We start from the raw sequence: 26816 nt of genomic DNA on the forward strand, positions 1-26816 counted from the left end.
CCGGCACCGGGTGTCTCAGCGGGGATCGCCCACGAGCAGGGTGGCGTGGATGCGCCGCAGCTCGGGAGAGGGGTCGATGCCCAGGTCGATGCTGAGGCGGCGCCTGAGCCGCTCGTACGTCATCAGCGCTTCGGCTCGCCTGCCGCTGCGGTCGAGCATGAGCAGCAGACGTTCCCAGAGCGGCTCGCGATGCGGGTGCCCCGCCGCGAGGTCCTGAACGTCCGCGATCAGCTCGTCTGCGCGTCCCTCCGCCAGGCTCAGGTCGATCCGCCGCTCCACGGCGGACAGATGGAGCTCCACCAGGCGGAGCGCCTTGCGGGAGTGCAGCACGTCGGAATCGATGCCCTCGAACGGCCTGCCCCGCCACAGGGCGAGCGCCTCCTCCAGCGCCCGCCGCTCCGCCTCCGAGCCGCGCGATCGCGCCGCTTCCGACAGGAGCCTGCGGAACCGCAGCGCGTCGACCTGGTCGGGCTCCGCCTCCAGCCGGTAGCCGGACGGCATCGTGCTGATCGCTTCCGTTCCCAGTTCCTGGCGCAGCCGGGCGACGTAGGTCTGCACGCTGCGACGGGGGCTGACCGGGGGGTCGTCCGCCCATATCGCCGTGACCAGATCCGCAACGGTGACGGTTTCGCCGGCGCACATGGCGAGGATCGCCAAGAGGGTCCTCAACCGGTTCGTGCCCAGCTCGACCGGGGCCGCGGCCCGCCGTACCTCGAACGGCCCCAGCAAAGCGACCCGGAGCCTGCCGTCCACGGAACGGACATGAACGGCGTCCTGCCGTACTCCGATCATCCGCAATCATCCCCCAGGAGCGTCGCATCGCCTCTCACTCTCCACGGTGGGTGGGGACCACACCAGGACGTGCTGGGGACATTGACCGGACATCGGCGCATGCCGGGGCACGCGGTATCGACCGGACGAGCGGATCTCGAGAATGCCGCATATGCCCCTCATCCATCCCGGGGAAACGCCGCTGATCTGCGGTGAAGCCAAGCTGAAGCAGGCATGAAGACGGCGACGCTTATGGTGCGCCGGTGCGGTGCTGCGTCGCCCTTCACCGAGCCTCTCACCGCATGTCCCCTACGTTCACTGCTCCTCTGAGGAGGGACCATGCGGTCGCGACGAGCTGTCCCCAGGCAAGCGGCGGGCCGCGGCCATCCGGCCCCGCACCTGTTTCCCCGTTGGTCAGCGGCCTGAGGAGATGATCACCGTGCGCGCTTTCACCTGGCGGGGTCTCGTCGCCGCCATCACCGCCGCCGCCTTATTGGCCGGGCTGGATTCCGGCGCTGCCGCTGCGTCGGCCGGCTTACGTACCGGAGCCGACGCCGAGGTGGTGGCCGGGCGCCGCACCACTGTCGAGGTGATGAAGACCGGCGGGCCCGAGGTCGCCAGAGCCGCCGAGGCCGCGCTGCTGGGCAGCGACGACTTGCTGCGCGAGTTCCTCGCCACCGGGCGGGACGCCGCCGCCGAGACGGACTTACGCGCCGGCGTCAGCCAGGTGCTGGGGGTCGGCGGACCCAACACGCGAGCCGCCGCCGAGGCCGCGCTGGCCGAGGGCGCCGACTCCATGCGCGCGTTCCTCGACACCGGGTGGAAGACCGCCTGGCAAGCGGACGTCCGCGTCCGCATCACGCAGATCATGGAGGCGGGCGGGCCCGAGGTCAAGGCCGCTGCCCGACGCGCGCTGGACGGTGACGCGGAGGCGCAGGCGCGGTTCCTGGAAACCGGCCACCAGGCCGCCCAGGACGAGGACGACCGGGACAAGACCACCGAGCTGATGACTACGGGCGGCCCCAAGGTCAAGGCCGCCGCTCAGCGGGCGCTCGACGGGACGATCGAGGACGTCCGCGAGTTCATCCGGCAAGGATACGAGGTCGCCGCCGCCCGCGACGCCGAGGTGATCTCCGTCGCGCAGCTGGCCGATCTCGCCGAGCAGGCCGGGGAGCGCGCGGCACTGCACACCCAGGCCGCCGAGGACGCCGCCGACCGCGCCATCCTGGCGGCCGGCCTGGCCAAGGAGGCCACGGAGCGAGCCGCACGCGAGACCGATGCGGCCAAGGACTCGGCGGACAAGGCCGCCCAAGCGGCGGGCCGTGCGGCCGATGCCGCCCGGCGCGCGGCCGAGGCGGCCGAAACGGCACTGGACGCGGCGGACGAGGCCAACTACGCGGCCCGGCTGGCGGCCGACGCCGCGAGCCGGGCCGCCACCGCGGCCTCCCTGGCCGGACAGGCCGCGGCCAACGCCAACCGGGCGGCCCAGGCCGCGCACGCGGACGCCGGGCAGGCGAGCGCCGCACGGCGCGCCGCCGAACAAGCCCGGGACGCGGCGCGGGGGGCTCGCGAGGCGGGCCAGGCCGCGCAGAACGCCGCACAGGCGGCGACCGCGGCCGGTCAGGCGGCGGCGGCCGCCGCCAGCGCCGGTGCGAACGCCAACGGCGCAGCGGGATTCGCCGATCAGGCGGGGCACTACGCGGAGGAGGCCGGGGCGAGCGCCGAGGCCGCCCGCCAGGCCGCCGCCTACGCCCAGCGCCGGGCCAACGCCGCGATCGCCGCGGCGAACCGAGCCCAGGCCCTAGCCCGTACGGCGGCCGACGCCGCCAACGAGGCCAAGGGGTGGGCCGAGGACGCGGCCCGGCACGCCGAGGCGGCAGGTGATGCGGCCGAGGACGCTGCCGACCACGCCGGTGAGGCCGACGGCCACGCCGACGTGGCCGAGCGGCACGCCGCGGAGGCCGAAGCCGCCGCCCTGGCCGCGAAGGGCTACGCCGACGGCGCCGTCCAGGTGCACGAGGTCGCCCTCCAGGCCGACGAGGCGCGCCTGGCAGCGCAGCAGGCGCGCAACGTCGCCGACGCGGAGGACGCTCTCGCGGCCGAGAACGCCCGCAGGGCCAGAGCCGGATGGCAGGCGGGCCAGGCCGAACGGCTCCAGGCCGAAGCCGCGCGGCTGCTGGCCGAGGCACGCGTGCCCGGCACCCCGCGCGCCACCGTAGTGGCGAACGGCCGCCGGGCCGCCGTCGCGCTGATGGACTCGGGCGGCTCCTACGTGCGGGCCGCCGCCGAGGACGCGCTGATCTACGGCGAGGACGACGTCATCGCGTTCGTCCGCGAGGCCGTCGACACCGCGATCGAGCACGACGACCGCGCCAGCCTCGACCACATCATCGCGACCACCGACCAGCCCGCGCTGCGGAACGCGGCGACGCAGGCGGGTCAGGGCGACCACGCCGGAGTGAAGGAGTTCCTGAACACCGGCCAGCACGCGGTCCAGCTGGACGACAACCGCGCCGAGGTCACCCGCATCAGGGACGCCGGCGGGCCGAAGGTCAGGAGAGCCGCTGACGAGGCCCTGACGGCCGGCACGGTTCAGGCGCTGCGTGACTTCCTGCAGACGGGGCAGCACGTCGCACGCGAGCACGACGACCGGCTGCTGATCGTCCAGATGCTGACCGGCGCCGGGCCGGAGCTGAACGCCGCGGCCCAGGCGGCGCTGTCCGGACCTGCCAGATACCTGCGGGAGTTTCTGGAGGTCGAGCAGCACGAGGCCCGCCAGCGCGACGCCGACGCCGCCGCCCACGAGTCGGAGATGGCCACCTACCTGGCCAACATCGCCCGCACCGCCGCCCTGGCCCAGGAGAGCGCCGCAGAAGCCAAGCGGCAGGCCGCGATCGCCAGGAACGCCGCCGACGAGGCCGAGCGCTATGCCGAACAGGCCAGGACGTACGCCAGGCAGGCCGAGGGATACGCCGACCACGCCCAGATGTACGCCGACCAGGCCCAAGCCTCCGCCGACCAGGCGGCCCAGTCGGCGCACACCGCCCGCGAAGCGGCGGCCCGCGCGCAGGCATCGGCGCGAGAGGCCGCCGCCTCGGCCGCCCAGGCGGCCGCGTCAGCCAACCAGGCCCGGGCATACGCCGACGAAGCGTACGCGGCGGCGGCCCGCGCCAGGGCCGATGCCATCCAGGCCGGCGAGGACGCGGCGGCGGCGGCCATGGCCGCGGCGGACGCCGCCGCGTACGCCGCGGAGCGGCGCCGGCAGGAGGACAGGCAGCGGCAGGAGGGCTACGACGGCGGCCTGCCCAACGCCGGAGGCGTGGATCCGGACGTCGACTACAGCGAGATCCGCACCGACGAAGACGTCCTCGAAGCGGATGATCCGGCGCTCGCCGCCCAATACCGCGACGACAAGGCCCAGGCCGGCAAGACCATCGAGGACTTCATCGTCTCCGTCGGCGGCGAGATCGTCCTTGAGGTCATCGGGTGGAACGACCTCGAGGCGTGCGTCACCCGAGGTGACCTCGTCGGATGCCTGTTCACCGCGCTGACCCTCGTGGGACCGATCACCCTGCTGCGTCATGTCGACGACATCCCGGAGATCGGCCGGGCGATCTGGCGCATCGTCGACGGCCTGGGGCCGTTCCGCCGCTCGGTCGCCTCGGCACAGGAATTCCTGCAGCGCATCCGGCCGCACATCAACAACGTCTTCGGGATGCTGCGCGACCCCTGCGGTCCCGTACAAGGCAACGGCAGCGCCGCCGGAACCAGTGAGCGGGAATCCGCGAAGCCCGCCGCCGGAGCCGGGGGAGCCGTCCAGGCTCCCGGTGAGCACTCGTTCGGGGCAGATCACGCGGCACGCCGGCCGGACGCCGGGGACCTGCGGCTCACGGGCCATTACGTCACCGCCACGGCCACTCATCCGTGGACCGTGGACCGGAAGGTCTACACCCTCACCGTCCACGGCACCGCGGGCTACGTCGCCTGGTCCGGCGGTGCGAAGTACTGCGCCCTCGGACAGGCCGGCGAAGCCGCCGTCAGCGCCGCGACCGGCGGAATCCCGAAGAACACGCTGACCCTGACGGGGCCCGTCACCAAGAAGCCCCGCATCCCGGATTTCTACGTCAAGGGCAGCTTCATCGCGGAAAGCAAGAACGTCGCTTACCAGTATCTTTCGTCGCAGCTCAAGGACTATCTGGCGATCGCGAAGAACGAGGGCCTCGTGCTGCACCTCTATGTCCGAACGGGAACCGGGACGAGGCTTGCCGAACCGCTGAAGCAGAAGATAGCCGCCGGAGAGATCATCCTTCACAAGATAATTCCGTGAGGATCGTCCGATGAGTTACGATCTCGAGGTCTACGGCGCGTACGCCGTCGCACCGGAGCGCCTGTCGGCTCTGGTGGCCGACGCGGGCGGCCTGATCCAGGTGATGCGGACGGGCGCCGTGGTCGACCGCCTGGTGCGCGGCGAGCCGGCGCACGCCTTCGTGATCGAAGGGCCGTTCAGCCTCGAACGCGAGGACCTGCCCGACGACGTCGCCGCGGCCGCCGTCGGGGTGAAGGTGCGGTACGAGTTCACCGTCGAGGACCACAGCCGGGCCGCCGTCACCTTCGCCAGGAAGGTGGCCCGCAGGCTGGCCGAGCTGTCCGGAGGGGTGGTCCACGACCGGCAGGACGACGAGTGGCCGATCTGGCCGCGGACCGCCCGGCGCTTCAAGCCGCCGGCCGCGCAGCGGATCGACACCCTCGGCCTGGAGTGGTTCGTACGGCGTGAAGACCTCCGCGGGGAGCTGCCGGGGTCGTTGCTCGCAGCGTTGCGCGCCTGGATTCCGGAGGCGCTCCCACGGCGGTTCGGCGCCTACGAACCGCTCCGGCACCAGCTGTCCGACGACGGAGACGCAGGCTTCGTCCAGGCGTGGAGATCGGAGTCCGGCGGCCTGTACTGGAAGGCCGTCCGCCCGTGCCTGGCGGGCTCCGCCTCGGCGGTGGGTGAGGCGTTCACTCCTTGGGTGGTGGGAGACGAACCGCCTCTGGACCACCCGGTGGCCCGGCTGTCGCTGATCTTCGACCTGCGGGTGCTGTCCGATCAGCGGTGGCGCGACGAGCTCGTGGCCGCCTTCGCGCACATCGCGCGGGTCACCGGCGCCTTCTACGGGCAGGCCGGCGTGGAACGGGGATGGAGGTACGGCGGCGGCTCCCTGCAGAGTGACGGGGAGACGGAGACGCGCACGAGCCCGGTCTGCCGAGACCGCTGGTCCGGCCTGCCGCCGTACCCGATGTGGCTGGCCTGGTTCGCCGGCCCCTACCTCCCTCATGTCGGACCGCACCGGGGCGCCGGCTGCGAACGGCTCGGCGGCGGGCTGCTGTGCCGCGCCGGCGACCACCCCGATCAGGCGACCGGTTCGCCGTGGCCCGCCGATCTGATGATGACGCTCCTCGATGAGGGCGATCCCCGCTTCCCCGACGTCGATCGCGTCCCCGCCCGAGTGATCCCCGAAGGTCTGTGAACGGCAGAGTGAAAGAGATGATGCATGGAGTTGCGCCGATTCCGCGTGCTCGCCGCCATGGCGGCGCCGTTATGGGTGGTGGCCCTGACCGCCCCCGCCGCGGCGAGGGCCGTACCCGACACATCGAAGGTGGCCGTGGCCCGCGCGGGTGTCTCGGCTTCGGACACCCAGCCGGGAATCATCGAGGAAGGCGCCTACCCGGATGCCGAGCGCATCTTGGCCGAACGCGGGATCACGCTGATTTCCGGCAACGGCCTGATAACGCTCGCCGACTGCGGCGCCCCCGGCACCATTCAGCTGTACAGCGCCGAGAAGGGATACATCTGTTTCCAGGTGCGCATCTGGCCGGCTTTCGCTCTCGACTCGGCCACCCTGGAACCCGCCCTCAATTCTTTCGTCGTCCTGAGAATCCCCGACGTGTACGTGATCAAGGGGACGGCCACCGCCACCCAGCAGGCGACGTTGACCGTTGACGATCAGACCAAAACGTACGACATCAGGCCTGGTGAATGGACTCCGGTCGGCGAAGGCGTCGATCCCGAGAATCCCCCGGAAACCCTCGTCGAGCTGCGCGCGGGACAGGAGAAATGGTGGTGAGCGTGCAGAACTCGCCGTGCCGGCGTCTCGGCGCCGTCCTGGCGGCGCTCCTGGCGGCGGTCGTGATGGTGGGGGCCGCCGGCGCGCCCGCCACGGCGATCGTCGGAAGCCCGGCCGACCCTGACGACTACCGATTCACCGTCAGAGTGCAGATCGGCGACCGGCGCGTCTGCAGCGGCGCCATGGTCCATCCGCTGTGGGTGCTCACCGCCAAGTCCTGCTTCGCCGCAGCCGGCCGGCCGGCCGCGGCGGGACCGCCCGCCACGGACACCTCGGTGATCTGGGGGAACATCGACCTCGCGGCGGCCGAGCACTCTGCCTGGCCAGGCGTGATCGACCTCGTCCCGCACCCGGAGCGTGACCTCGTGCTCGCCGAGGTCACCTCCTGGGCGGCCGTCCGCCCGGTGGAGATCGCCACCACGCCGCCGCGCGCCGGTGAGCGGCTGAGGGTCACCGGGTTCGGCCGGACGGGGACCGCATGGGTGCCCGACAGGCTGCACACCGCCACGTTCACCGTCGGCGGCGTCGAGGACACCCGGCTGACACTCGTACCCGACAGCCCGGGAGCGGCCATCTGCAAGGGCGACGCCGGCGGGGCGGCGTTCCGGGATGCCGACGACCGGGTGGAGCTCGTCGGCATCCATCACACGTCCTGGCAGAACGGCTGCTACAAGGAGACCGAGACCCGCCAGGGCGCCACCGAAACCCGGGTCGACGACCTCGGCGCCTGGGTGGCCACCACGACCACCAACCCCGAGATCTGGGCCAGAGACAACGTGGACTACCGCGGCCGGACGGTGAACCTGTGTTACAGCTCCAACGGCAAGGCCCAACTGGTCGCCGGCGGCGGCAGGCCGTCCTTGAGAAGCAACGTCACGCATGAGGGCGGAACGCAGCGCGGCCAGCTCTTCGTCAGCAACTGGCTGGGAGTGGCGGGACTGCGCTTCCAGAGCGACGGGAATCTCGTGGTCTATGACAGCACCGGCAAGGGCGTCTGGTCCACCGGGACCTCGGGTCACCCGAACGCCCGCCTGGTGTGTGAGAGCGACGGCGGCGCCACCATCTACGACGGCTCGACCCCGGTGTGGCAATCGGGCACCGCTCCGGCCCTGCACGCCGGCTCGCAGTTCCAGGTCACGAGCGTGCAGAGTGACCCGTTCCACCCGACGTACTTCTGCCTGAGCGCCGACCGCGCCACCTACCTGGAAGTCGACGACGGCGTCCTGAAGAGCTCCGACGGCTGGCGATCGCCACGCGAGCTGTACGGCGCCGCCGACGACTGGACGGTGCGCTTCCAGAACGACGGCAACCTCGTGGTGGACGACGAGAACGGCGACTCTCTGTGGTCCAGCAAGACCCACGGCCACCCCGCCGCCAGACTGGTATGTGAGGACGCAGGCAACGTCGCGATCTACGACGGGACCACCAAACTGTGGGATTCCGCCAGCTACCCCACCGGTCGCCTGGTTTCCGCCGCCTACCCTGATCAATGCGCATACGTCGACAGTCGCGTTCGCCTGCATTCCTGCTACTACGAGAGCCACTGGACCTTCAATCCGGACAAGACCATCCAGTGGACGCAAGATCTCAACGTGTGCATGGTGGAGGGCGATTACGCCATCCCGCAGCCGGCGGCGTGTGTGCCCGCGCACCCGAACAGGACCTGGGAACGTCGCGCCAACGGCTCACTCGTCAACAGCGGGACCGGCAAGTGCCTGCACGCCATCGGCCCGGACACCCAAGCGCGGATGCAGGCGTGCGACGGCAGCGCCGCGCAACGCTGGATCCTCCGGCCGGACCGCCCCGGGGACAGCGCCCAGTCGCAGGGGGGTGAGGTCAGGCAGCGTCCGATCCGCGGGCGGGACCATGGCCTCCATGGCTCACACCCCTGATGATCTGACGCTCTGGTACGAGCAACCCGCCGTCGACGGGGAGACCCAGGCCCTGCCCATCGGCCCGGCGGGTACCGCCGGGAGCTGAGCCTGCGGGAGGCGGTGGCGCGGGTGCGTTACACCGCCGGTCGGCCGCATCGCTGACCCATGGTTGCTCAATGACTGCTCGTGCGCGTTCGAGCGGCGGGGAACAGCCGGAATGTTGGCAGCTACCACGGCCATCGCCTGTGCTGCGTCGACGCCATCGACGGCTGCGGATTCGATCGCTGATTCCTGGGCCATCCCGGCTGGTCAAACCTTAAGGTAGATGTCGGGCGTAAAGGAGGAATCGGTGCCGAGCAAACTTGGGCGTACCACGCTGGCCACCGTCGCCGCCTCGGCTGGTGTGTCCGTGGCCACTGTGTCCAAGGTGCTCAACGGCCGCCCTGACGTCGCGCCGGCCACTCGTTCGCTGGTGCAGTCTCTGCTGTTGGAACAGGGCTACGTGCCGCTCTCCTCACGCCGGGACCAAACGCAGGTGACGGCCACGGTGGAGATGTGGGTGGACGATCTGTGTGCGTACTCCACCGAGGTCATCAAGGGCACAGTCGAGGCCGGAGCCGAGTTGGGCGTCGCGGTCGTCGTCACCTATCCGAAAGACCTGGCCGGCGAGGGCGTCTCCTGGGCTCGCGACCTGGTCGCCGCTGGGCGTCGAGCGATGATCACCCTCATGAGTGTGCCGACCTCGGCCCAGCTCGCCGCCCTGTCCCAGGCCCGCCTCCCGGTGGTTGTCATCGATCCGCTGAACCTGCCCGACATCCCCGGGACCAGCATCGGCTCCACCAACTTCACCGGCGGTCTGTCCGCTACACAGCACTTACTGGACCTCGGCCATCGCCGCATCGCCTATCTCGGCGGCCCCGCGACTTCAACCACCAACCAAGCACGCATGCATGGCTACCGCGCCGCCATGGAGGCCGCGGGCGTGCCCGTGCCCAACGAGTACGTCCGCACTTCGGGCTTTTGCTATCCCGACGGGATCAAAGAGGGAGCCGCCCTGCTCGACCTGCATCCCGCGCCAACGGCCATCTTCGCCGCCGGCGACGAGAGTGCCATGGGCGCCATACAGGCCGCCAGGGCCCGCGGCCTGCGCATCCCCGAAGACCTCAGCGTCGTCGGCTTCGACGACACCGAGATCGCCACCATGACCTCGCCGCAGCTGACCACCGTACGCCAGCCGCTGCGCGAGATGGGCGTCATCGCCCTGCGCACCGCACTGCGCCTGGCCGCCGGTGAGAAAATCGAGTCCCACCACATCGAACTCGCCACCGAACTTGTAATACGCGGTTCGACCGTCGCTGCCTGATCCCTGAAACGCCTCCTCCGAGGTTGTTCAGTCTCCAGCGGCCCTTGACCGGTGGCAGGGTGATATCCCGATTAGCCGTTGTGTTTCCCTGGCGGTACGGCGGGTGCGTTCCGGCGTTCGTCGCCGGGTTCAGCACCTGCTCGACGGGTTCCGGCGGCGGACGTGCCCAGGCATCGATCCCGCTGCGAATGGCAATGGTCCTGCACAGCGGTGTGCCTAGGATCTCCGTATGCCTCTCGGAAAGCCCGCTCAGCAGCGCCGTCTCGCCGGAGTGCTCAGCTACGAGGACGCGCGCGACCGCGCGCGGAAGGTCCTGCCGAGGCTGCTGTTCGACTACGTCGACGGCGGCGCGGACGACGAGCTGACCATGCGGCTCAACGGCGAGCGGCTGCGGCGGCTCTTGCTGCGGCCGCGCACGGGCGTGTGGGTGCCGAGGCCGGGGCTGAAGACGGAGGTGCTCGGGACCACGCTGTCGATGCCCGTGCTGACCGCCCCGTGCGGCGGCATGCGGCTCGTCCATCCGGACGGCGACCTGGCGGTCACGCGGGCGGCGGCACGGGCCGGCGTGGTCCCGGTCGTGCCGTCGGGGAGCGGACACTCGCTCGAGGACATCGCGGCCTCCGACGGGCCGAAGTGGTTCCAGCTCTACAGGTTCTCCGACCGGGCCGGGATGGAGTCGCTGGTCGAAGGCGCGCGGGCGGCGGGCTACGAGGCGCTGGTGGTGACGATGGACACCGGCATCGCCGGCAACCGGGAGCGGGACTTCCGTAACGGGTTCAGCTACGACCTGCGGATCAACGCCGGGACCGCCCTGCGGCTCGGCCCGCAGATGATCCGGCGGCCCGGGTGGGCGTTCCGGTTCTGGCGCGACGGCATGCCGTTCGAACTGCCCAACACCGCTCGGTTCGGCAGCGACGGGAGGGCGATGTCGCTCACCGAGATGGCCCGCGGAGGAGCCGAGTCCTTCTCCCCCACCTGGCGGGACGTCGAGCGGATCCGCGAGACCTGGGCCGGCGGCCTCGTGGTCAAGGGCGTGATGACCGGGGACGACGCCCGGCGGGCGGTCGATCTCGGCGCCGACGCCGTCGTGGTGTCGAACCACGGCGGGCGTCAGCTGGACGGCGTGCCGGCCACGATCGATGCGCTGCCCGAGGTGGTGGCCGCGGTCGGGGGGCGCGCGGCGGTGCTGCTCGACAGCGGTGTCCGCCGCGGCGGCGACGTGGTGAAGGCGCTCGCGCTCGGGGCGCGGGCGGTGCTGGTGGGCCGACCGGTCGTGTGGGGGCTGGCCATCGCGGGCGAAGCCGGGGTCGCGCACGTCCTGGAACTGCTGCGCTCCCAGATCATCCGGACGATGTGCCTGATGGGGTGTCCGTCGGTGGCCGCGCTCGATCCCGGGTGGCTGTGGGCGCACCCTCGTTCTTGACCGGTCATGGGACGCGCCAGCCGAGGATCCCGTACGGGTCGAGCTCGCGGACCGGCTGCGGCACGTAGGTGGCATAGGCGTCGGCGTTCTTCGGCCCGATCCCGTGCTCGGCGAAGAAGCTGCCGCCGAACTCATCTCGTCAAGCGTCCAGCCGGCCGACGCCGTGAGCGTCCGCCCGTCCGCGTCGATCTCGAACACGTCCCGCATGCGCTCGGTCGACAGCACCGCCTGGGTGCTGGTCGAGTCGGGCAGGCCGCTGCCGACCAGGCCCGAGTTGGCGCCCTGCGCGACCACGCGCAGGCGGTGCTCGCGGCAGACGCCGAGCACCGTGCGCACGTCTTCCACCGTGCGGGGCCGGATCACGCCGGCCGCCCGGCCCTTGAGGTTGTTGGGGCTGAGCTCGTATCGGGAGAGGTCCTGTGGGGGGAGCAGCACGCCGTCCGGATCCAGGCTCCGGCCGAGAACGTGCAGTGCCTTGGCGACGACCATGGGGCAAGCGTCTCATCGGCCAGATCATTGACGGATGTCACGAGTGGCGGTTTCAATGCCGTGATGGCTAAGGATCCGACCGTTCAGCAACTGCGGGCCTTCCAGGCTGTGGCCAGGGAGTTGCACTTCGGACGGGCGGCCGCACGGCTCCACAGCACCCAACCGCCCCTCACCCGCCACATCCAGGCCCTTGAGAACGCTCTCGGCGTCCAGCTCCTGCGACGGAACTCGCGCAACGTGGAGCTCACACCGGCGGGCGAGACGTTCCTGGCCGAGATCGACATCGTGGTCGCCCGGCTGGAGCGCGCGATAGAGCTGGCGAGATCGACCGAGGGCGGCATCTGCGGACAGCTCTCCATGGCGTACGTGGAGCCGCTGGCCGTGGAACTGCTGCCGCGCGTGCTGCGCCAGTTCGTCCTGCTGCACGCTCGGATGGAATTGCGGTTGTATCCGATGGACACGCGCGACCAGATCGCCGCTCTGCACGAGGGGGGCATCGACTGCGGCCTGCTGCGCGCCCCGGGCAACGTCGACCCGTGGCTGGAATTCGAGGCCGTGTGCTCCGACGTCTTCGTCGCCGCCCTGCCCGCTCATCACCGGCTCGCCCACGAGGCCGAGATCGACCTCGCCGTACTGGCGGGCGAGCCGTTCATCGCCTACGAGGGCAGGATCGGGCAGGGCATGATCAATGCCATGCTGAGCGGCTGCGCGACAGCCGGCTTCACGCCCATGGTCAAGCACCTGGTGCAGAACACGCTGATGCTGCTGGCCCTCGTCGCCGGCGGCGAAGGGGTGGCCCTGGTGTCCAGCGAGATGGCCAAGCTGCCCCGCGACGGCGTCGCGTTCGTCGGATTGCACGGCAGCCCCGCGAAGTCGAGCATTCTCATGGCCTCCAGGCGAGGCGAACGCAACAGTGCCCGGGATGACCTCGTGCATCTCCTCCGCCGCGCGGCGCCGGTGCCCGTGCAGGCAGGCCGCGACCGATAGCCTCCACGGCATCGAACCTCAGCATTTCAGCATCTTTCTCGCCGCACCGCTCAAGTAGTGTCACGGCAAGTCTTCCGCGAATTCGCCCGCGATATCGGTGCGCCACCACGCCTTCGAATGTCCGGGCGTTCGTCGCGCCCGAAAATTCACGACTCAGACAAGGGCGGACGAGCCGATCAGGAGGAAGCGATGAAATGCACGACGAGAATCCGCGCATCGCTCACGTGGGTCGCTCTTGCCGGGATGGTCGTGGCCATGACGGCGTGCGGTGCGAGCAAGAACGGCGATTCGTCCGCCAGCAATGTCATCGACGTCGGCGGGCTGGTTCCGCTGTCCGGCGGCGGGGCGGTCTACGGTCCGGACATCGAATCGGCGCTGAAGATCGCGGTCGCTGAGATCAACGAGAACCCGCCGATGGGCCGGAGCCTCAAGCTGCACATCGAGGACTCCCAGACCGACCCGGACGCCGCGACCCGGGCCGCTCAGAAGCTGATCAACATCAACCGCTCGGCCGCCATCATGGGCGTCTGGTCGAGCGCCGAGACCCTGGCCATAGCTCCGATGGTGATCCAGAGCGGCACGTTGCTCACGACCGCGGCGGGCGCCGCCGGCGTCACCGACCTCAAGGACGACAACCTCGTCTGGCGCTTCTACCCGCCGGGCAAGTACACCGGTTCGGCGATCGCGCAGGCGGTACGGGAACAGGGCTGGAAGAGCGCCGTGGCCATGTCGCGTAACGACCCCAGCGGCCTGACCATCGTCCAGAGCTTCCAGCAGGCCTTCGAGGCTGCCGGCGGCGACGTGGTCGACTCCATCACCTATCCGCCGAACCAGAGCGGCTATACCAGCGAGGTACGCCGGGCGATCGGCAAGAAAGCCGACGTCATCGTCAACGTGGGATATACGCCGGAGCTCGCGGCGATGATGAAAGACGCGCAGAATTCACTCGAGAAAGGCACGTGGCTGTCCGTCGGATGGTCGGTGAATCAGGGATTGTTGGACGCGCTCGGGAACGACGCGGCGGAAGGGCTCTATTCCGTCGACGCGGCGCCCAACGTCGACGGCGCGGCGTACGAGCACCTGCGGCGGACCTTCCAGGCCGACACCGGCCGCACCCTGCTCGCCAGCGACACCTTCGCCTTCTACGCCTACGACTCCGCGCTCGTCGTCGCCCTGGCGATGGCGGCGTGCACATGCACGAAGGGTGGTGAGCTCACCGCGGCCGTGGCCAAGGTCACATCGGCGCCCGGAACCGTGGTCGGCAGCTACGCCGACGGCATCGCGGCGCTCCAGAAGGGTGAGGACATCGACTACCAGGGCGCCTCCAGCGACCTCGAATTCGACGCCAAGGGCGACCAGCTGTCCGGCTACGGCATCTACCGGGTCAAGGCCGGAGAGATCGAACTGGTCAAAGAGTTCACCCTGCCCTGACCGATAGCTCGGCGATGAATGGTGGTTCCCGTGCTGCAAGCACTCATCAACGGCGTGACCGACGGCATGCTGATCGGTCTGACGGCGCTGGGCATCTCCCTCGTCTACGCCGTCCAACGATTTCCCAACGTCAGCCAGGGCGGTCTGGTCACCGCGGGCGCCTACGCGGCGTACGCCTTCGGCCCGCTCGTCGGCACCTGGTACCTCGCGATCGGGGCGGGCGTGCTGAGCGCGTTCGTCCTCGGGATGCTCGGCTACCTGATCGTCATCAGGCCGTTCCGGACGGCACCGCTGATGACGCTGCTCATCGTGACGATCGGGCTGGAGTTCGTACTGGACTACACGGTCTCCTTCTTCTGGGGGAACTCGCTGAGGGCCTATGACTTCGGCGTCACGGGCGAGTTCTCCGTCGGTGGCCTCTACGTCAGCCGGGTGGCGGCGTACACGAGCCTGGTGGCACTCGCCACCATGGCCGTCGTCGCCACCGTCGTCAGGCGGACCAGGATCGGCAGGGAGATGCGCGCGTTGTCGGACGACAAGCCGCTGGCCCGCGTCGCGCGGATCTCCGAGAACCGCACCCTCATGCTGGCGTGGGGCGCGGCCGGGGCGCTGGCCGCCGTCGCCGGCATCTGCTACGGCGTCAAGTCCCAGCTGAGCCCGCTCATGGGCTGGAACCTGCTGCTCCCGTCGTTCGCGGCGGCGATCCTCGGCGGGCTCGGCAGCTTCGGCGGCGCGATCCTCGGCGGGGTGGTCGTGGGCGTCGGCATGGAGCTGTTCACCCTGGCCATGCCGGCCGTCTTCAAACCGATCTTCGCCTTCCTCGTCCTCACCCTGCTGCTCCTGGTGCGACCGCAGGGCCTGCTGGGCAAGGCGGTGCGCGTATGACCACCTACCTTCCGGCCATCGCCACGATCGCCCTGATGTACGGCGCCCTCGGGCTGTCGCTGAACATCCAGGTGGGGCGCACCGGCATCATCAACTTCGGGCACGTCGCGTTCTTCGGCGTCGGCGCGTACGCCACCGCGCTGCTGTCGATCGGCGGGATGAGCCTGGCGCTGTCCATTCCCCTCGCGACCGCGCTCGGCGGCCTGGCCGCGCTGCCGCTCGGCTGGATCGCCGCCCGGCTGACCTCCCACTACCTGGCGATCGTCACCATCGGTTTCGCCGAGGCTCTGCGGGTGCTCCTGCAGAACCTTGAGGTGACCGGCGGGCCGGGCGGGCTGACCGGCGTGCCCCGGCCGTTCGGCGACCTGGCCCCGGACCTCTTCGCCGGCATCTGGCTCGGGGTAGCGGCCGCCCTGCTCGCGGTCACCTACGTCATGTCCAGCATCGTCACCCGGGGGCTGCTCGGCCTGAACCTGTCGAGCGTCAGGGAGGACGAGCCGGCTGCGGCCATGCTCGGCCGCAACGTCGCCGCGTTCAAGACGATGGTGCTGGTCTGGGGGTCGGCCCTGGCCGCGCTCACCGGCGCCTGCTACGCGCACTGGGTCGGCTTTGTCTCCGCCGAGCAGTTCGACCCCCGCGTGACGTTCTACATCTGGGCCGGGATCATCATCGGCGGCGCCAGCCACGCCGGCGCCTGGCTCGGCGCCGCCGCGATCGCCGCCGTCTTCGAGCTCACCAGGTTCTTGAGCGACTTCGGGATCACGGCCTTCACCGACACCCAGTTCGCCTCGCTGCGCTGGATCGCCATCGGCCTGATCCTGATCATCACCATGAAGTTCCGGCCGGAGGGGCTGCTGCCCATGAGGTCACGCCACCACCTGCGCGACGATGCGGACGCCTCGGTGACGCAGCCGGCGCCCGCCACCAAGGGGGTGCCGGTCAGCGATGCTTGAGGCGCAGAACGTATCCGTCCGCTTCGGCGGGCTCCGCGTGCTCCACGACGTCAGCCTGACGTTGCCGAAGGAGCGGCTGACCGGGCTCATCGGCCCCAACGGTGCGGGCAAGACGACCCTGTTCGACTGCATCACCGGATTCGTCACGTGCGACTCCGGGACGGTCCGGGTGAACGGCCGGCCGGTGCCGAAGGTCTCCCCGCACCGGGCCGCCACGGCCGGCATCGCACGGACCTTCCAGACGCCCCGCATGTTCGACCAGCTCACCACGCTGGAGAACCTGGTGGTCGCGGGCTCGCGGCCGTCGGCCGTCCGGGCGCTGGCGATGGCGTTCCGGTCGCGGGCGCACGCGGCCGAGCTGCGGGAGCTGATCGGCCTGGCCCGGGAGACGGCCGAGTTCATGGGCCTCGCGTCCGTCCTCGACAACCGCTCCGACGCCCTGTCCGGCGGCCAGCGGAAGTTGCTGGAGATCGGCCGGGCCCTGATGCGCAAGCCCCGCGTGCTGCTGCTCGACGAGCCGATGGCGGGCGTGAACCCCGCCCTGGCCAGAACGATCGCCGCCAAGATGCACGCGGTCGTGGCCGGCGGCGTCGCCGTCGGCGTGATCGAGCACAACATGGAGTTCGTCATGAAGCACTGCGACTATGTGCACGTCCTGGCCCAGGGCAGGGAGCTCGTCCACGGCACACCCGAGGTGATCAGACGGGATCCCCAAGTGCTGGAGGCCTACCTGGGAGGCACCTCATGACCGTTCTCGACGTGGTCGGCGTGGACGCCGGCTACGGCGGCAACCGCATACTCGACGACCTGTCGCTCACCGTGCGCGACGCCGAGGTGGTCTGCGTGATCGGGCCGAACGGCGCCGGCAAGTCGACCTGCCTGAAGGTCATCGCGGGTCTCCTCCCGTGGACGAAGGGGGAGGTTCGCATCGGCGGCGCGGCCGTGCCATCCGGCAGCGTGTCCGACGGCGGCCGCGCCGCCCTCGGATACGTACCGCAGGTGAGGAACACCTTCCCCAGCCTGTCGATCCGGGAGAACCTCCTCGTCATGGCGCCCCGGCGATGGTCGCGGGCGGCGACCGAAGCCCGCGTCGCCGAGGTGCTGAACGACATCCCCCAGCTCGCCGACATCCCCGGCAAGTCGGCGGCGCTGCTGTCCGGCGGCGAGCGGCAGCTGCTGGCACTCGCCATGGCGCTGGTACGGCGCCCGGCGGTGCTGCTGCTCGACGAGCCCTCGGCCGCCCTGTCCCCGCTCGCCGCCGACCAGGTGTTCGAGATCGTCGGCCGGCTGAAGGACAGCGGGATCAGCATCCTGCTCGTCGAACAGAATGCGCGCCAGGCCCTCGCGCACTCCGACCGCTGCTACGTCCTGGAGACCGGGAGCGTGGCGCTGGAAGGCGCCGCCTCGCATCTGCTGGACGACCCCCGCCTGGGAGCCCTCTACCTCGGGGGCGATCTGCCTGCGGAGACCTTCCCCCTCCCCTCGCCTGGAGTGTCATGACCGTCAACTACCTGATCCACGCCACACTGATCGACGGGACCGGCCGCGACCCCGTCCCGGACTCGTGGATCCGCGTCGAGGACGGCCGCATCGTCGCCGTCGGCAGCGGGGACGCCACGTGCGGCGACGCCGGCGTCCTGGACTGCGCCGACCGGACCGTCATGCCCGGGATGATCGACGCGCACGCGCACCTGGGCGCCGTCGACTACCTCGACAAGCTGCTGGACGGGCCGCGCGCCCTGTACGCCGCAGCCGTGTTCCGGGAGATGGAGTCGACCCTGCGGCACGGGTTCACCACCGTCCGCGACGCCGGATACACCGACTCCGGCTTCCGGCTCGCGGCCGAGAGCGGCATGGCGCCCGGCCCGCGGATGCTCGTCTCCAACGGCCCCCTCAGCCAGACCGGCGGGCACTCCGACTTCCGCCGACGGCACGAGCGGGAGCCCGTCGTGATGTTCGACGGTCTGGTGTGGACCGGGGTCGTGGCCGACGGCGTCGAGCAGGTGCGGTGGGCCGCCCGCGAAGTGCTGCGCGCCGGAGCTGACCAGGTCAAGGTCATGGCGAGCGGCGGGTGCGCCTCGCACGGCGACGACGTGACCGACACCCAGTTCACCCGGGAGGAACTCGCCGCGATCGTCTACGAGGCCCGGGCCCGTGGCAAGCACGTCATCGCGCACGCGTACAACCCCGGCTCCATCGCGAACGCGGTCGAGGCCGGAGTCCGCTCGATCGAGCACGGCAACCTGCTGGACGAGGCGGCCGCGAAGCTGATGGCGGACAAGGGAACCTACCTCGTCCCCACGATCGCCACGTTCCAGCTCCTGTCCAAGGACGGGATCGCCATGGGCATGACGCCGCACCAGGTCGAGCAGATCGACACCGTCCTGGACTCCGCGTTCACGTCCCTGCGCATCGCGATGGACGCCGGCGTCCGCATCGGCTCCGGATCCGACGCGCTCGGCCGGCACCAGCCGCGCAAGGCGCTGGAGCTTGAACTCCAGGCGCGGGTGATGGGGCCGCTGGGCGCCGTCCGCGCCGCCACGGCCGTCAACGCGCAGATCATCGGACGCGGCGACGACCTCGGCACGATCGCCGAAGGCTACCTGGCCGACCTGCTGATCCTCGACGGATCACCCGCCGACGACATCACCGTGCTGCAGAACGAGGACGCCATCCACGCGGTCCTCCAATCCGGCCGCCTGACGGTCGACAGACGCCCGGAGACGACCGGGCCCACGAGGAGGACGACCTGATGGACCGGAACGACGTCTCCTGGAGAGGCTATTGGTCAGCGGCGATCACGCCCTTCACCTGCGAGGGCGCGTTGGACGAGAAGGCTCTGAGAGCCGTCGTCAACAGGTCGGTGGAGCAGGGCGTCCACGGCATCTGTGTGAACGGCAGCACCGGAGAGTGGTTCAGCCAGACCCTTGACGAGCGCCGGAGGGTCGCCGAGATCGCGGTGGAGGCGGTGGCCGGGCGGGTCCCGACCGTCGTCGGCGTCACGTGCTCGCGGGCCGACGACGCCGCCGCGCTGGTCGAGCATGCCGCGCGGGTGGGCGCGACGTCGGTGCTGGCGGCCCCGCCGCCGCTGGCCCGACCGACTGCCGTGGAATTGGAGACCTACTACCGCGAGGTCTTCGGCGCGGCGCCGATCCCCGCATGGCTGTACAACTTCCCGCAGGACAACGGGCACCACATCAGCCTGCACGAGATCGCCGGCCTCGCCGAGATCCCGACCGTGGTGGCGATCAAGCAGAGCGTGCCGAGCATGTGGGAGTTCATCCAGACCATCGAGGCCGTGGGCTCGACCTTGCGCGTCTTCGGCAACATGCTCAACAGGGTGGGCGTCGCGCTGATCCGCGGCGGGTACGGAGGCGACGGGCACTTCGGCAGCGGCATGCTGCTCGGCGCCGACATGCCGGGTTTCTTCGAGGCCGCCTGGAGCGACGACGTGACCCGGGCGCACGCGATCGCCGGCCGCTTCGAGAAGCTGATGGCCGGGCTCGCCGGGGAGCGCGCCGACGGCTACAACTGGGCCTTCGGCGGCATGCAGGCGACCCTGAAGGCGGCCATGAACCTACTGGGAGAGAGCGGCGGGTACCCGCGCAGGCCGAAGCTCCCGGTGGACGACCCCTCCGCGCTGGACAGCATCCGTACGATCCTCCAGGACGCCGGCCTCGACTGCGTACAGGCGAGCCCCACCTGAGGTTTCACGCGGCGGGAGCGGCCTTACGAGCCGGCCGATCGCCTGTGGTTGGCGGCGCTCTCGCACAAACACCCTGACCATCAGCAATTACAGAAGCCGAAACACCACGGGAGACGAGCTGCGGATCGCGTCCATATCCAGGAAGCACTCGGCCCTGAAGCAGGCCAGACCGCTGCGGGCGCTACCCGATCCGGTCGACGCCGACATCAAGGTCGCATGAGGAGACCCAATATCCGGCACCCACGCATGCGGAACGCTCGAAAATCGCGGGTTCGACGAAGAGCACATCGGGCCAACGGTCGGCATCCCCGACCGGGTGAAATCGAGGCGATCCGCAATGCTGGGACACACATCGCCAGCTGAGCCGATACGCGTACTTTTCTCTTATGTGGCTGCTATTGGTCGCACATGATGGACTTGGACTCATCGATGACCAGATCTCTTGTCACGATAAGGAAGGCATCATGCCCCCTGTCATCGTCGGACACGACGGCCCCCTCACCGACCGCCGCTTCCCGCTCGGTGACACGCCGACCACCTTCGGCCGCAGGCAAGACTGCAGCGTGGTGATCTCCAGCGGACGAGCTTCGCGCCGCCACGCAGAGATACGCCACGAGGCCGGGCAGTACATCCTGCACGACCTGGGAAGCCGCAACGGAACGATGGTCAACGGCAAGCGCGTCACCTCACACGGGCTCCAACCGGGCGACCTGATCACGATCGGCGACGAGCAGTTCCGCTTCCTGCCCTCCGACGACGACGCGACGGTCTACGGTGCATCCCCACTGCCGCAGGCGAGCGGATCCGCCCCGCCGGTCGGCCCGGGACCGGTACTCCGGGTGACCGTTTCCGGCGGTGGGCCCGTCGGGCTGAGCCTCGCGCTCCTCCTGGAGCACCTCATGGGCCCACGGGTCGCCGTCACCGTCTACGACGGCCGCTGGACCCAGGACGGTTCTCGGGTCGCGTGGAAGGGGCAAGAGCAGGGCAACGTACGGCGCCAGCAGGTCGTCACGGTCCAGAGCCGCCAGTACCTGAACCTCCCCGGCCCGGTGCAGGCTCGGCTGTTCGAGCCCGGGGCGTACTCCGAGATGTGGCCGCCCGGCCCCGACTCCATCCGAGGACACGCCCCGCGCAACCTCCGCATCGCCTACATCGAGGACACGCTCCTGGAGATGGCCGGCGAGAAGTTCGACCGCATCCGGCTCGTCCCCACCCGCTTCAATCCCGACGAGCATGGCGACAGCGCGAAGCAGGATCATGTGCTCGCCATCTGCGAGGGTGGCCGTTCGCGCACGCGGGAGCATTTCACCGGCAAGTTCGGCACCGCCGACAGCTCGATCTACTCCCTGAACGGCAAGCACCTGCAGGATGTCGTGCTGGGCTTACGCGTCAAGTCCGACCTGCCTGACGCCATGTCGGTCCTGCTGACCGTGGCCCAGAACCGCTACCTGCTCAACGCCCTGGGCGGCGAGGGTTTCCTCAACATGCGACTCACCGACGAGGAGGCCGAGGAGGTCGTCGGCATCGATCCCGTCCGTCGCGTGTTCGAGGAGTGTGTCGCCGCCAGCCCGTGCATGATGGGCCGTACCGACCACGGCGACTTCCACTGCTCCACCCACGGCACCCTGTTCCTGCCCGCTCTGATCAAGGGGTCTCCCCTGTGGCGGCGGGTGCAGGAAGGGCTGGCGATGTTCGGCGTGGCCGAGTACAACCTCAGCGCCGTCACCGCCTTCCGGCTCGACATGGTGCAGCGGCCGCGCTTCACCGCGCGCCTGCACGCCCCGACGTCCACCACCCCGGGCACCTACGGCTTCCTGCTCGGCGACGCCGCCAACGCCATCCACTTCTGGCCGGGTCGCGGACTCAACAGCGGGCTGGCCTCGGTCATCTCTCTGGCCCGGTCGCTCAGCCAGGCCTGGCGCGGGCGAGCCTTCCGCGACGCGGACTTCATCCGCCACGAGGCGGCCATGGCGATGCTCCAGTACCGGCACAAGAGCCGTGCCTGGCAGGCGATGGTCACGTCCGACGAGGACGGCGTCACCCGTGCCATCAAGGACAACATCGCCAAGGGCTGTGCCGACGCGCAGGCCGCTCCGAGTTCCGACGCGCAGGTCGCGGCGGACATCGACACGCTGATGGACCGGCTCGGGCTCGTCCGGGGCCGTCTGTCGCAGCGCGTCTCCGGCCTGCCCGACGATGCCTCCCTGCGAGCCCACCTCGGCCGGCTGTCGGCTGAGACCCTGCGCATCCTGGTCATCAGCGACGTGTGGGACACGGTGGTCATGGGCGGTGAGGAGGTCGACATCGACATCTTCTACCGCGAGGAGCCCGCGGCCGCTCCGGGTGGGGAACCTGTGTGGGCTCCACAACTCGCCAGCGAGCGGGAACAGCACACCCGGGTGATCTCCAGATCGACAGGCCGATCGCCACGGCCGACGGCACAGGCCCCCCGGTAGATCCCGGCCCGGCGCACCGTGGAGGTGGACCCGGGGTCGGCCTGATCTCCGCGGACGCGGCCGCGATCGATGTGATGCCCGACCGCATTCGCACGCGGGTCGGCCACGACGCCTGGCTGGTCACCGGCCACGACGACGCTTCGATCACCGCGCTACGTGATCTGCATCGCCTCAGGCCAGCTCACTGCTTCTCGCGAGGGCTACGTCTCCGTCCAGAGCTGGGTAGGCTCCGAGCCATGGCCTCGATTGACGTGACTCGGTGAGCGCCACCCGTCTGCTGGTCATCGGAGCCGATGCAGCAGGGATGAGTGCCGCGCACCAGGCGATCCGGACGGCCGCAGCGGCCGGGACCAAGCTGGCTGTGACCGCGCTGGAGGCGACCGGCGATACGTCGTACTCCGCCTGTGGCATCCCCTACTGGGTCGCCGGAGACGTGTCCAGCGGCCACAACCTGGTGGCCCGCACCGCCGAGGAGCACCGGGCAGCCGGGATCGACCTGCGGCTCGGCGCCACCGCGACCGGGATCGACCGGCAGGCCCGCACCGTCACCTACCAGGATGCCAACGGTGAGCAGGTGCTGGGCTACGACGAGCTGGTGATCGCGACCGGTGCGTCGGCCGTGGTGCGGGACTGGGCCATCGATCCCAGTACCGGGCAACGGTATGCCGGCGTCGCGCCGGTCAAAACGCTCACCGACGGCGCTGTCTGGTTGGACCTGCTCGCGGGACTGCCCGAGGGCAGTGGCCGGGTGGTTGTCGCGGGTGGCGGCTACATCGGCGTCGAGATGGCCGAGGCCGCCAGGAGGCGTGGCTACGAGGTCACCGTGATCACCCGCACTCGGGTGATGAGTTCCCTGGACCCCGACCTGTCCGCTCGAATCGAGAAGGGGATGCACGAGGCAGGAGTCCGGGTCGTGGTCGGCTCACCGGTCGTGCGACTGGACGTTGCGGACGGACGGGTGCGTGGCGTGTACACAGCGGAAGGCGAGCTCTATCCGGCGGACCTGGTCGTGCTGGCACTGGGGATCACACCGAACACCGGTTACCTTGACCTCGACAAGTTGCCGAGCGGCCCAAGTGGCGGTTTGCGACCCGAGCCGGACGGGAGCCTGGCCGACGGGATCTGGGCCGCCGGTGATTGCTGCGAGACCCGGCATCGGCTCACCGACACGTGGACGTACATGCCGCTCGGCACCCATGCCAACAAACAGGGCCGGATCGTCGGCACGAACCTCGTCACACCAGGCGCGCTGCGGTTCGGCGGCGTGCTGGGCACCGCGATCACCCGATTCGCTGCGGGCACGACCTACTTGGAGATCGCCCGCACCGGCCTGAATGAGCGTGAAGCGGCCACCGCCGGCATCGAGGTGACGTCCCTGGTCACCGAAGGCAGCACGGCCAGCGGCTACATGAGCGAGGCCGACCCGGTCGCGGTGAAGTTGCTGGCAGCGCCGTCGGATCATCGGCTGATGGGCGCGCAGATCGTCGGCGGGCGTGGCGCGGGCAAACGCATCGACACCGTTGCCACCGCGTTGTGGCACGGCGCGACCGTTGATGACTTAGCCTGGTCCGACTTGTCCTACGCGCCGCCGTTCGCCACCGCGTGGGACATCGTACAGGTCGCGGCTCGGAGGCTGGCCGAGAGCTTGTAAGCCACTGGAGAGCTACGGCCTCCGCCGGTCTTGCCACCCTCCCTGTCAGCCGGTTGCATATCTGGAAAAGGTCTGGCCGTTGATCCGATCAGTGCCGAGCGGCTGCAGCAGCCGTTGGTGCCGACGGGTTCCCTTGTAGGCTGCTTTCTTGGCGATGCCGCACGGCACCAACCGGACCGCATACGGGCGTGTCTCCCGCTTAGCTGGTGAGGCGTTTCTTGAGAAGCTCCTTCGCCTGCTCGGCTCCCTTGCGGCTTTCTGCCTGCGCGCGCCTGAAGAAGTCCGCGAGTTCCCGGTCTCCTTCGCGCTCAGCGTCTTGGGCGTAGGTCTCCAGACGCAGGACGTTGCTCAAGCATGCCTCGGTGAACCAGAGGATGTTGTAGTCCTTGTCTTTGGTTCCGGTGACCTGGCCTGTCTCTTCGGCCGACATGAGTCCTCCTGGTAGTCAGGTGGGCGTCGTCTACCCACACAGTCACCGGTGAATCAGCCAGCCATCCCCCAAATGCCGTCAATGTGGGGCGTATCCGAAGATCAGCAGATCATCCCCAGAAGAGGTCCATGATGGCAAGCATGAGAAAGACGCGGCTGGCCCTTCCTGCGGTGCAGCCTCATCACCCTCCGCATCGCCGTCAACCGATCCGCCGAGTCGCCCTCTCGTTCGTCTACTCATGTGGTTCGCCATGGCTTGGCCTGCCGTTTACTGGGGTCAGCCAGGGTAGACGGCCATGCCATGACCGTTACGAGGTTCCAGGATCTGCCGCTTGCCGACCGTGACCGCCCGTGGGATGGCGACGCCGCTGACAAGCGGGTACGGGACTGGGCCAACGCCGAGGACGAGCCGGACGCCGCTTACCGCGATGCCCACGTCTGGTACAACGGCGACAAGCCCGACAACTTCACCAGTTACAAGCTCCTGATCGCCGACGTCATCGACAACCGGCTCAAGGCCGTGCCACGGGCCATCATGGCCGCCGGCAACGTCATGCAGGGCGCCCGTGGCGGCATCGACATCCCCACGGAGGAGGTCGGCAGAGTCAAGGCCCATCTGGCCCGCTACTACGAGAAGATGGGCGACAGCCCGCCATGGGATCGCTGATCGACGGTCGGCGGGAGCGGGCGATCTACGGCACAGTGATCCAGCGGAGCCGGGCGCCCCAGGTCGGTCCCGAGCGTCGCGGCGCTGGATCGATACCGGCCCTCTTCAAGATGAGCCACACGGTGGAGTCGCCAACCCGATAGCCCAGAGCGGCGAGTTCCCCCGGCGATCCGCCGGCAACCCCACAGCGGATCCCCCCGGGCCAGACGGAGCGCCAAGGTCCGGATGGAGGCGCGGGTGGGCGGCCGCCCCTGGGCGCCGCTCTTGAAGGTCCAGCGCCGCCGCACCAGAGCGGCGTGCCAGCGCCGCAGCGTACCCGACGTCACGAACAACCGCCGACGACCGGCCGGACACAGCAGGCGCGCCAGCGCACTGATCACCGCCCGATCCGCTCACGACGGCCGAGGCCTTGCCACCTGCCGACGCAACACCGAGTGCTGATGTCTCAGGAGCAGAATCTCCGCATCCTTCGACCTCTGCGAGCGCCCCAGCAGCACCGCCCAGCTCGAGAGCCGAACGAAGATCAGATAAACCAGTCACAGCGCCATGGAAGCGATCATGCCTGCCAGCGCTGAAATGCCAAACCCCCAGGTCAGTCCTGAAGGCCGAGTTTCCGGCACCCACAGGGGGGCGGCAGCCTCGGCGAGGAAGGCGAACGTGTGGGACGGCGTCCAGACCATCACCGGCGGCGGTCGCGGCGTGGACGAATACACGTTGATCATGCTGGCGCGACTTAGGGCAACCCCATCAACCCGTTACCAGATACCGCAGAAGTTGCAGACCCGCCTACCACTGTAGGTGCAGGAAAGGTCAATCTACGCGGTATAGAGCCTGACATCTCCTTGGGGTAAATTGATGCATGTCGAATCCCGGTATTTGTACTCGGTCTTCGCGTCCGGAGCCAAAATTGCGGGACTGTCAAGCGCATTTCTACGCGCTCATTTGATATGTCCCGTCAAATCAATGGCCTCTGCACGAGCAGGTGACTGGCCTTACTCGAGGAATGGAGCCGATGGGTAATTCGGAAACTACACCAGCCCGGCCTGGTAATGAGGTGCACGGGCGCCGGCGGCCTAGCTGGCGCCGGCACCGTGTGACGCTGGCTCGCGCTGCGGCATCACTCACTCTTTGTTGCTCGGCCGTGCTGGCGACTCCAGGGGTGAGTCATGCCGCGTCAACAACCGCAAACGTCACGTGCAACGATGTCAACTTCTACGTGAAAGGCACCGCGAAGGGGTCTGGATACGGAAACAAGAAATCCTACTACATAACCCACGCAATCTACTACGACGGAGACTATGTCGCAGGTCGAGATGCGTCAGTAGTGTCCACAAGCCAAGGCAACTGGAGTTCGTCAGGGCCCACTCTGACGATAGGATTTCCAGAGGACAAGGCCTTCCTCTATGACGTGGATGTCTATGTTCTCCCCAGCTACAAGCGGGTTGGCGGAGACACGGACACTTGTTATTTCTAGATTCAATCACTCACGGGACCCCGGTAGAATTGAAACGCTGCCGGGGTGACCAATTCTAATCATCTCCGGCTTCGCCTTCGCGATGATTGTTTCCGGCCCGATTCCTCTACAAGAGCTGATTCTACAGGTGAGGGCTGCATCAGGCGTGGGACG

Annotated in this window: 20 protein-coding genes and 1 pseudogene; 17 read left to right on the forward strand and 4 right to left on the reverse strand. The window is 69.4% G+C overall.

Translation table 11 applies throughout. From position 1 onward, the window contains the following. Positions 1–15 precede the first annotated feature (15 nt). On the reverse strand, positions 16–792 hold the full coding sequence (locus tag V5E28_RS00550) for an AfsR/SARP family transcriptional regulator (protein WP_336203857.1): 777 nt from the start codon (positions 790–792) through the stop codon (positions 16–18). Between the two features lie 409 nt (positions 793–1201). On the opposite strand from V5E28_RS00550, the gene V5E28_RS00555 reads away from it, so the two are divergent. From V5E28_RS00555 to V5E28_RS00580, 6 genes are all read left to right on the forward strand, one after another. Next, positions 1202–5098, forward strand: coding sequence for a putative toxin (locus V5E28_RS00555; RefSeq protein ID WP_336203859.1), 3897 nt, complete (start codon positions 1202–1204; stop codon positions 5096–5098). A gap of 10 nt (positions 5099–5108) precedes the next feature. Beyond that, positions 5109–6278: a hypothetical protein gene (locus V5E28_RS00560; RefSeq protein ID WP_336203861.1), complete on the forward strand. Its 1170-nt coding sequence runs from the start codon at positions 5109–5111 to the stop codon at positions 6276–6278. 24 nt (positions 6279–6302) lie between these two features. Continuing rightward, the gene (locus tag V5E28_RS00565) at positions 6303–6875 is read left to right on the forward strand and encodes a hypothetical protein (RefSeq protein ID WP_336203862.1); all 573 of its coding nucleotides are present in this window, start codon (positions 6303–6305) and stop codon (positions 6873–6875) included. Next, on the forward strand, positions 6872–8767 hold the full coding sequence (locus tag V5E28_RS00570) for a trypsin-like serine protease (RefSeq protein ID WP_336203864.1): 1896 nt from the start codon (positions 6872–6874) through the stop codon (positions 8765–8767). The genes V5E28_RS00565 and V5E28_RS00570 overlap by 4 nt, the downstream gene beginning before the upstream one ends. A gap of 331 nt (positions 8768–9098) precedes the next feature. Then, positions 9099–10112, forward strand: a complete 1014-nt coding sequence (locus V5E28_RS00575) for a LacI family DNA-binding transcriptional regulator (RefSeq protein WP_336203867.1) — start codon at positions 9099–9101, stop codon at positions 10110–10112. A gap of 229 nt (positions 10113–10341) precedes the next feature. Then, positions 10342–11535, forward strand: a complete 1194-nt coding sequence (locus V5E28_RS00580; protein WP_336203869.1) for an alpha-hydroxy acid oxidase — start codon at positions 10342–10344, stop codon at positions 11533–11535. A gap of 129 nt (positions 11536–11664) precedes the next feature. Here V5E28_RS00580 and V5E28_RS49410 read toward each other — a convergent pair. Next, positions 11665–12024, reverse strand: a pseudogene (locus tag V5E28_RS49410) (FAD-binding oxidoreductase); the annotation flags it as partial. A gap of 63 nt (positions 12025–12087) precedes the next feature. Between V5E28_RS49410 and V5E28_RS00585 the strand changes: the two are divergent. The 10 genes from V5E28_RS00585 to V5E28_RS00630 all read left to right on the forward strand — a co-directional run bounded on the left by V5E28_RS00585 (position 12088) and on the right by V5E28_RS00630 (position 24093). Then, a complete protein-coding gene (locus V5E28_RS00585; protein WP_336203871.1) occupies positions 12088–13011 on the forward strand; it encodes a LysR family transcriptional regulator in 924 nt (307 codons plus the stop codon). Positions 13012–13068: 57 nt separating this feature from the next. Further along, positions 13069–14442: an ABC transporter substrate-binding protein gene (locus V5E28_RS00590; RefSeq protein ID WP_336203872.1), complete on the forward strand. Its 1374-nt coding sequence runs from the start codon at positions 13069–13071 to the stop codon at positions 14440–14442. A 30-nt stretch (positions 14443–14472) separates the two neighbouring features. Next, positions 14473–15327, forward strand: coding sequence for a branched-chain amino acid ABC transporter permease (locus V5E28_RS00595; RefSeq protein WP_336203875.1), 855 nt, complete (start codon positions 14473–14475; stop codon positions 15325–15327). Further along, positions 15324–16280 (forward strand): branched-chain amino acid ABC transporter permease, encoded by a 957-nt coding sequence (locus V5E28_RS00600; protein WP_336203876.1) that lies wholly within the window; start codon positions 15324–15326, stop codon positions 16278–16280. Before V5E28_RS00595 ends, V5E28_RS00600 begins: the two co-directional genes overlap by 4 nt. Next, positions 16273–17028: an ABC transporter ATP-binding protein gene (locus V5E28_RS00605; RefSeq protein WP_336203878.1), complete on the forward strand. Its 756-nt coding sequence runs from the start codon at positions 16273–16275 to the stop codon at positions 17026–17028. The genes V5E28_RS00600 and V5E28_RS00605 overlap by 8 nt, the downstream gene beginning before the upstream one ends. Beyond that, positions 17025–17780: an ABC transporter ATP-binding protein gene (locus tag V5E28_RS00610; protein ID WP_336203881.1), complete on the forward strand. Its 756-nt coding sequence runs from the start codon at positions 17025–17027 to the stop codon at positions 17778–17780. The genes V5E28_RS00605 and V5E28_RS00610 overlap by 4 nt, the downstream gene beginning before the upstream one ends. Further along, positions 17777–19033: a metal-dependent hydrolase family protein gene (locus V5E28_RS00615; protein WP_336203883.1), complete on the forward strand. Its 1257-nt coding sequence runs from the start codon at positions 17777–17779 to the stop codon at positions 19031–19033. The genes V5E28_RS00610 and V5E28_RS00615 overlap by 4 nt, the downstream gene beginning before the upstream one ends. Then, a complete protein-coding gene (locus tag V5E28_RS00620; RefSeq protein ID WP_336203885.1) occupies positions 19033–19986 on the forward strand; it encodes a dihydrodipicolinate synthase family protein in 954 nt (317 codons plus the stop codon). The genes V5E28_RS00615 and V5E28_RS00620 overlap by 1 nt, the downstream gene beginning before the upstream one ends. 464 nt (positions 19987–20450) lie before the next feature. Then, positions 20451–22442 carry an FHA domain-containing protein gene (locus V5E28_RS00625; protein WP_336203887.1) on the forward strand — a complete coding sequence of 664 codons (1992 nt, stop codon included), beginning with the start codon at positions 20451–20453 and terminating at the stop codon, positions 22440–22442. Positions 22443–22701: 259 nt separating this feature from the next. After that, the gene (locus V5E28_RS00630; RefSeq protein ID WP_336203889.1) at positions 22702–24093 is read left to right on the forward strand and encodes an FAD-dependent oxidoreductase; all 1392 of its coding nucleotides are present in this window, start codon (positions 22702–22704) and stop codon (positions 24091–24093) included. 199 nt (positions 24094–24292) lie between these two features. On the opposite strand, the gene V5E28_RS00635 is transcribed toward V5E28_RS00630, so the two are convergent. After that, positions 24293–24523, reverse strand: coding sequence for a hypothetical protein (locus V5E28_RS00635; protein WP_336203891.1), 231 nt, complete (start codon positions 24521–24523; stop codon positions 24293–24295). Between the two features lie 300 nt (positions 24524–24823). Between V5E28_RS00635 and V5E28_RS00640 the strand changes: the two genes are divergently transcribed. Next, positions 24824–25189, forward strand: a complete 366-nt coding sequence (locus V5E28_RS00640; protein WP_336203893.1) for a hypothetical protein — start codon at positions 24824–24826, stop codon at positions 25187–25189. 536 nt (positions 25190–25725) lie between these two features. Here V5E28_RS00640 and V5E28_RS00645 read toward each other — a convergent pair. Further along, the gene (locus tag V5E28_RS00645; protein ID WP_336203895.1) at positions 25726–25911 is read right to left on the reverse strand and encodes a hypothetical protein; all 186 of its coding nucleotides are present in this window, start codon (positions 25909–25911) and stop codon (positions 25726–25728) included. Between the last annotated feature and the right edge of the window lie 905 nt (positions 25912–26816).

Origin of the sequence: Nonomuraea sp. LPB2021202275-12-8 (assembly GCF_037044575.1) — a bacterium.
Lineage (GTDB): Bacteria > Actinomycetota > Actinomycetes > Streptosporangiales > Streptosporangiaceae > Nonomuraea.

What these genes read in the sequence shown, in the direction of transcription:
- V5E28_RS00550 (WP_336203857.1), bottom strand. Translation starts at nt 792, where the DNA reads ATGATCGGAGTACGGCAGGACGCCGTTCATGTCCGTTCCGTGGACGGC.
- V5E28_RS00555 (WP_336203859.1), top strand. Translation starts at nt 1,202, where the DNA reads ATGATCACCGTGCGCGCTTTCACCTGGCGGGGTCTCGTCGCCGCCATC.
- V5E28_RS00560 (WP_336203861.1), top strand. Translation starts at nt 5,109, where the DNA reads ATGAGTTACGATCTCGAGGTCTACGGCGCGTACGCCGTCGCACCGGAG.
- V5E28_RS00565 (WP_336203862.1), top strand. Translation starts at nt 6,303, where the DNA reads ATGGAGTTGCGCCGATTCCGCGTGCTCGCCGCCATGGCGGCGCCGTTA.
- V5E28_RS00580 (WP_336203869.1), top strand. Translation starts at nt 10,342, where the DNA reads ATGCCTCTCGGAAAGCCCGCTCAGCAGCGCCGTCTCGCCGGAGTGCTC.
- V5E28_RS00585 (WP_336203871.1), top strand. Translation starts at nt 12,088, where the DNA reads ATGGCTAAGGATCCGACCGTTCAGCAACTGCGGGCCTTCCAGGCTGTG.
- V5E28_RS00600 (WP_336203876.1), top strand. Translation starts at nt 15,324, where the DNA reads ATGACCACCTACCTTCCGGCCATCGCCACGATCGCCCTGATGTACGGC.
- V5E28_RS00605 (WP_336203878.1), top strand. Translation starts at nt 16,273, where the DNA reads ATGCTTGAGGCGCAGAACGTATCCGTCCGCTTCGGCGGGCTCCGCGTG.
- V5E28_RS00610 (WP_336203881.1), top strand. Translation starts at nt 17,025, where the DNA reads ATGACCGTTCTCGACGTGGTCGGCGTGGACGCCGGCTACGGCGGCAAC.
- V5E28_RS00615 (WP_336203883.1), top strand. Translation starts at nt 17,777, where the DNA reads ATGACCGTCAACTACCTGATCCACGCCACACTGATCGACGGGACCGGC.
- V5E28_RS00620 (WP_336203885.1), top strand. Translation starts at nt 19,033, where the DNA reads ATGGACCGGAACGACGTCTCCTGGAGAGGCTATTGGTCAGCGGCGATC.
- V5E28_RS00625 (WP_336203887.1), top strand. Translation starts at nt 20,451, where the DNA reads ATGCCCCCTGTCATCGTCGGACACGACGGCCCCCTCACCGACCGCCGC.
- V5E28_RS00635 (WP_336203891.1), bottom strand. Translation starts at nt 24,523, where the DNA reads ATGTCGGCCGAAGAGACAGGCCAGGTCACCGGAACCAAAGACAAGGAC.
- V5E28_RS00640 (WP_336203893.1), top strand. Translation starts at nt 24,824, where the DNA reads ATGACCGTTACGAGGTTCCAGGATCTGCCGCTTGCCGACCGTGACCGC.
- V5E28_RS00645 (WP_336203895.1), bottom strand. Translation starts at nt 25,911, where the DNA reads ATGATCAACGTGTATTCGTCCACGCCGCGACCGCCGCCGGTGATGGTC.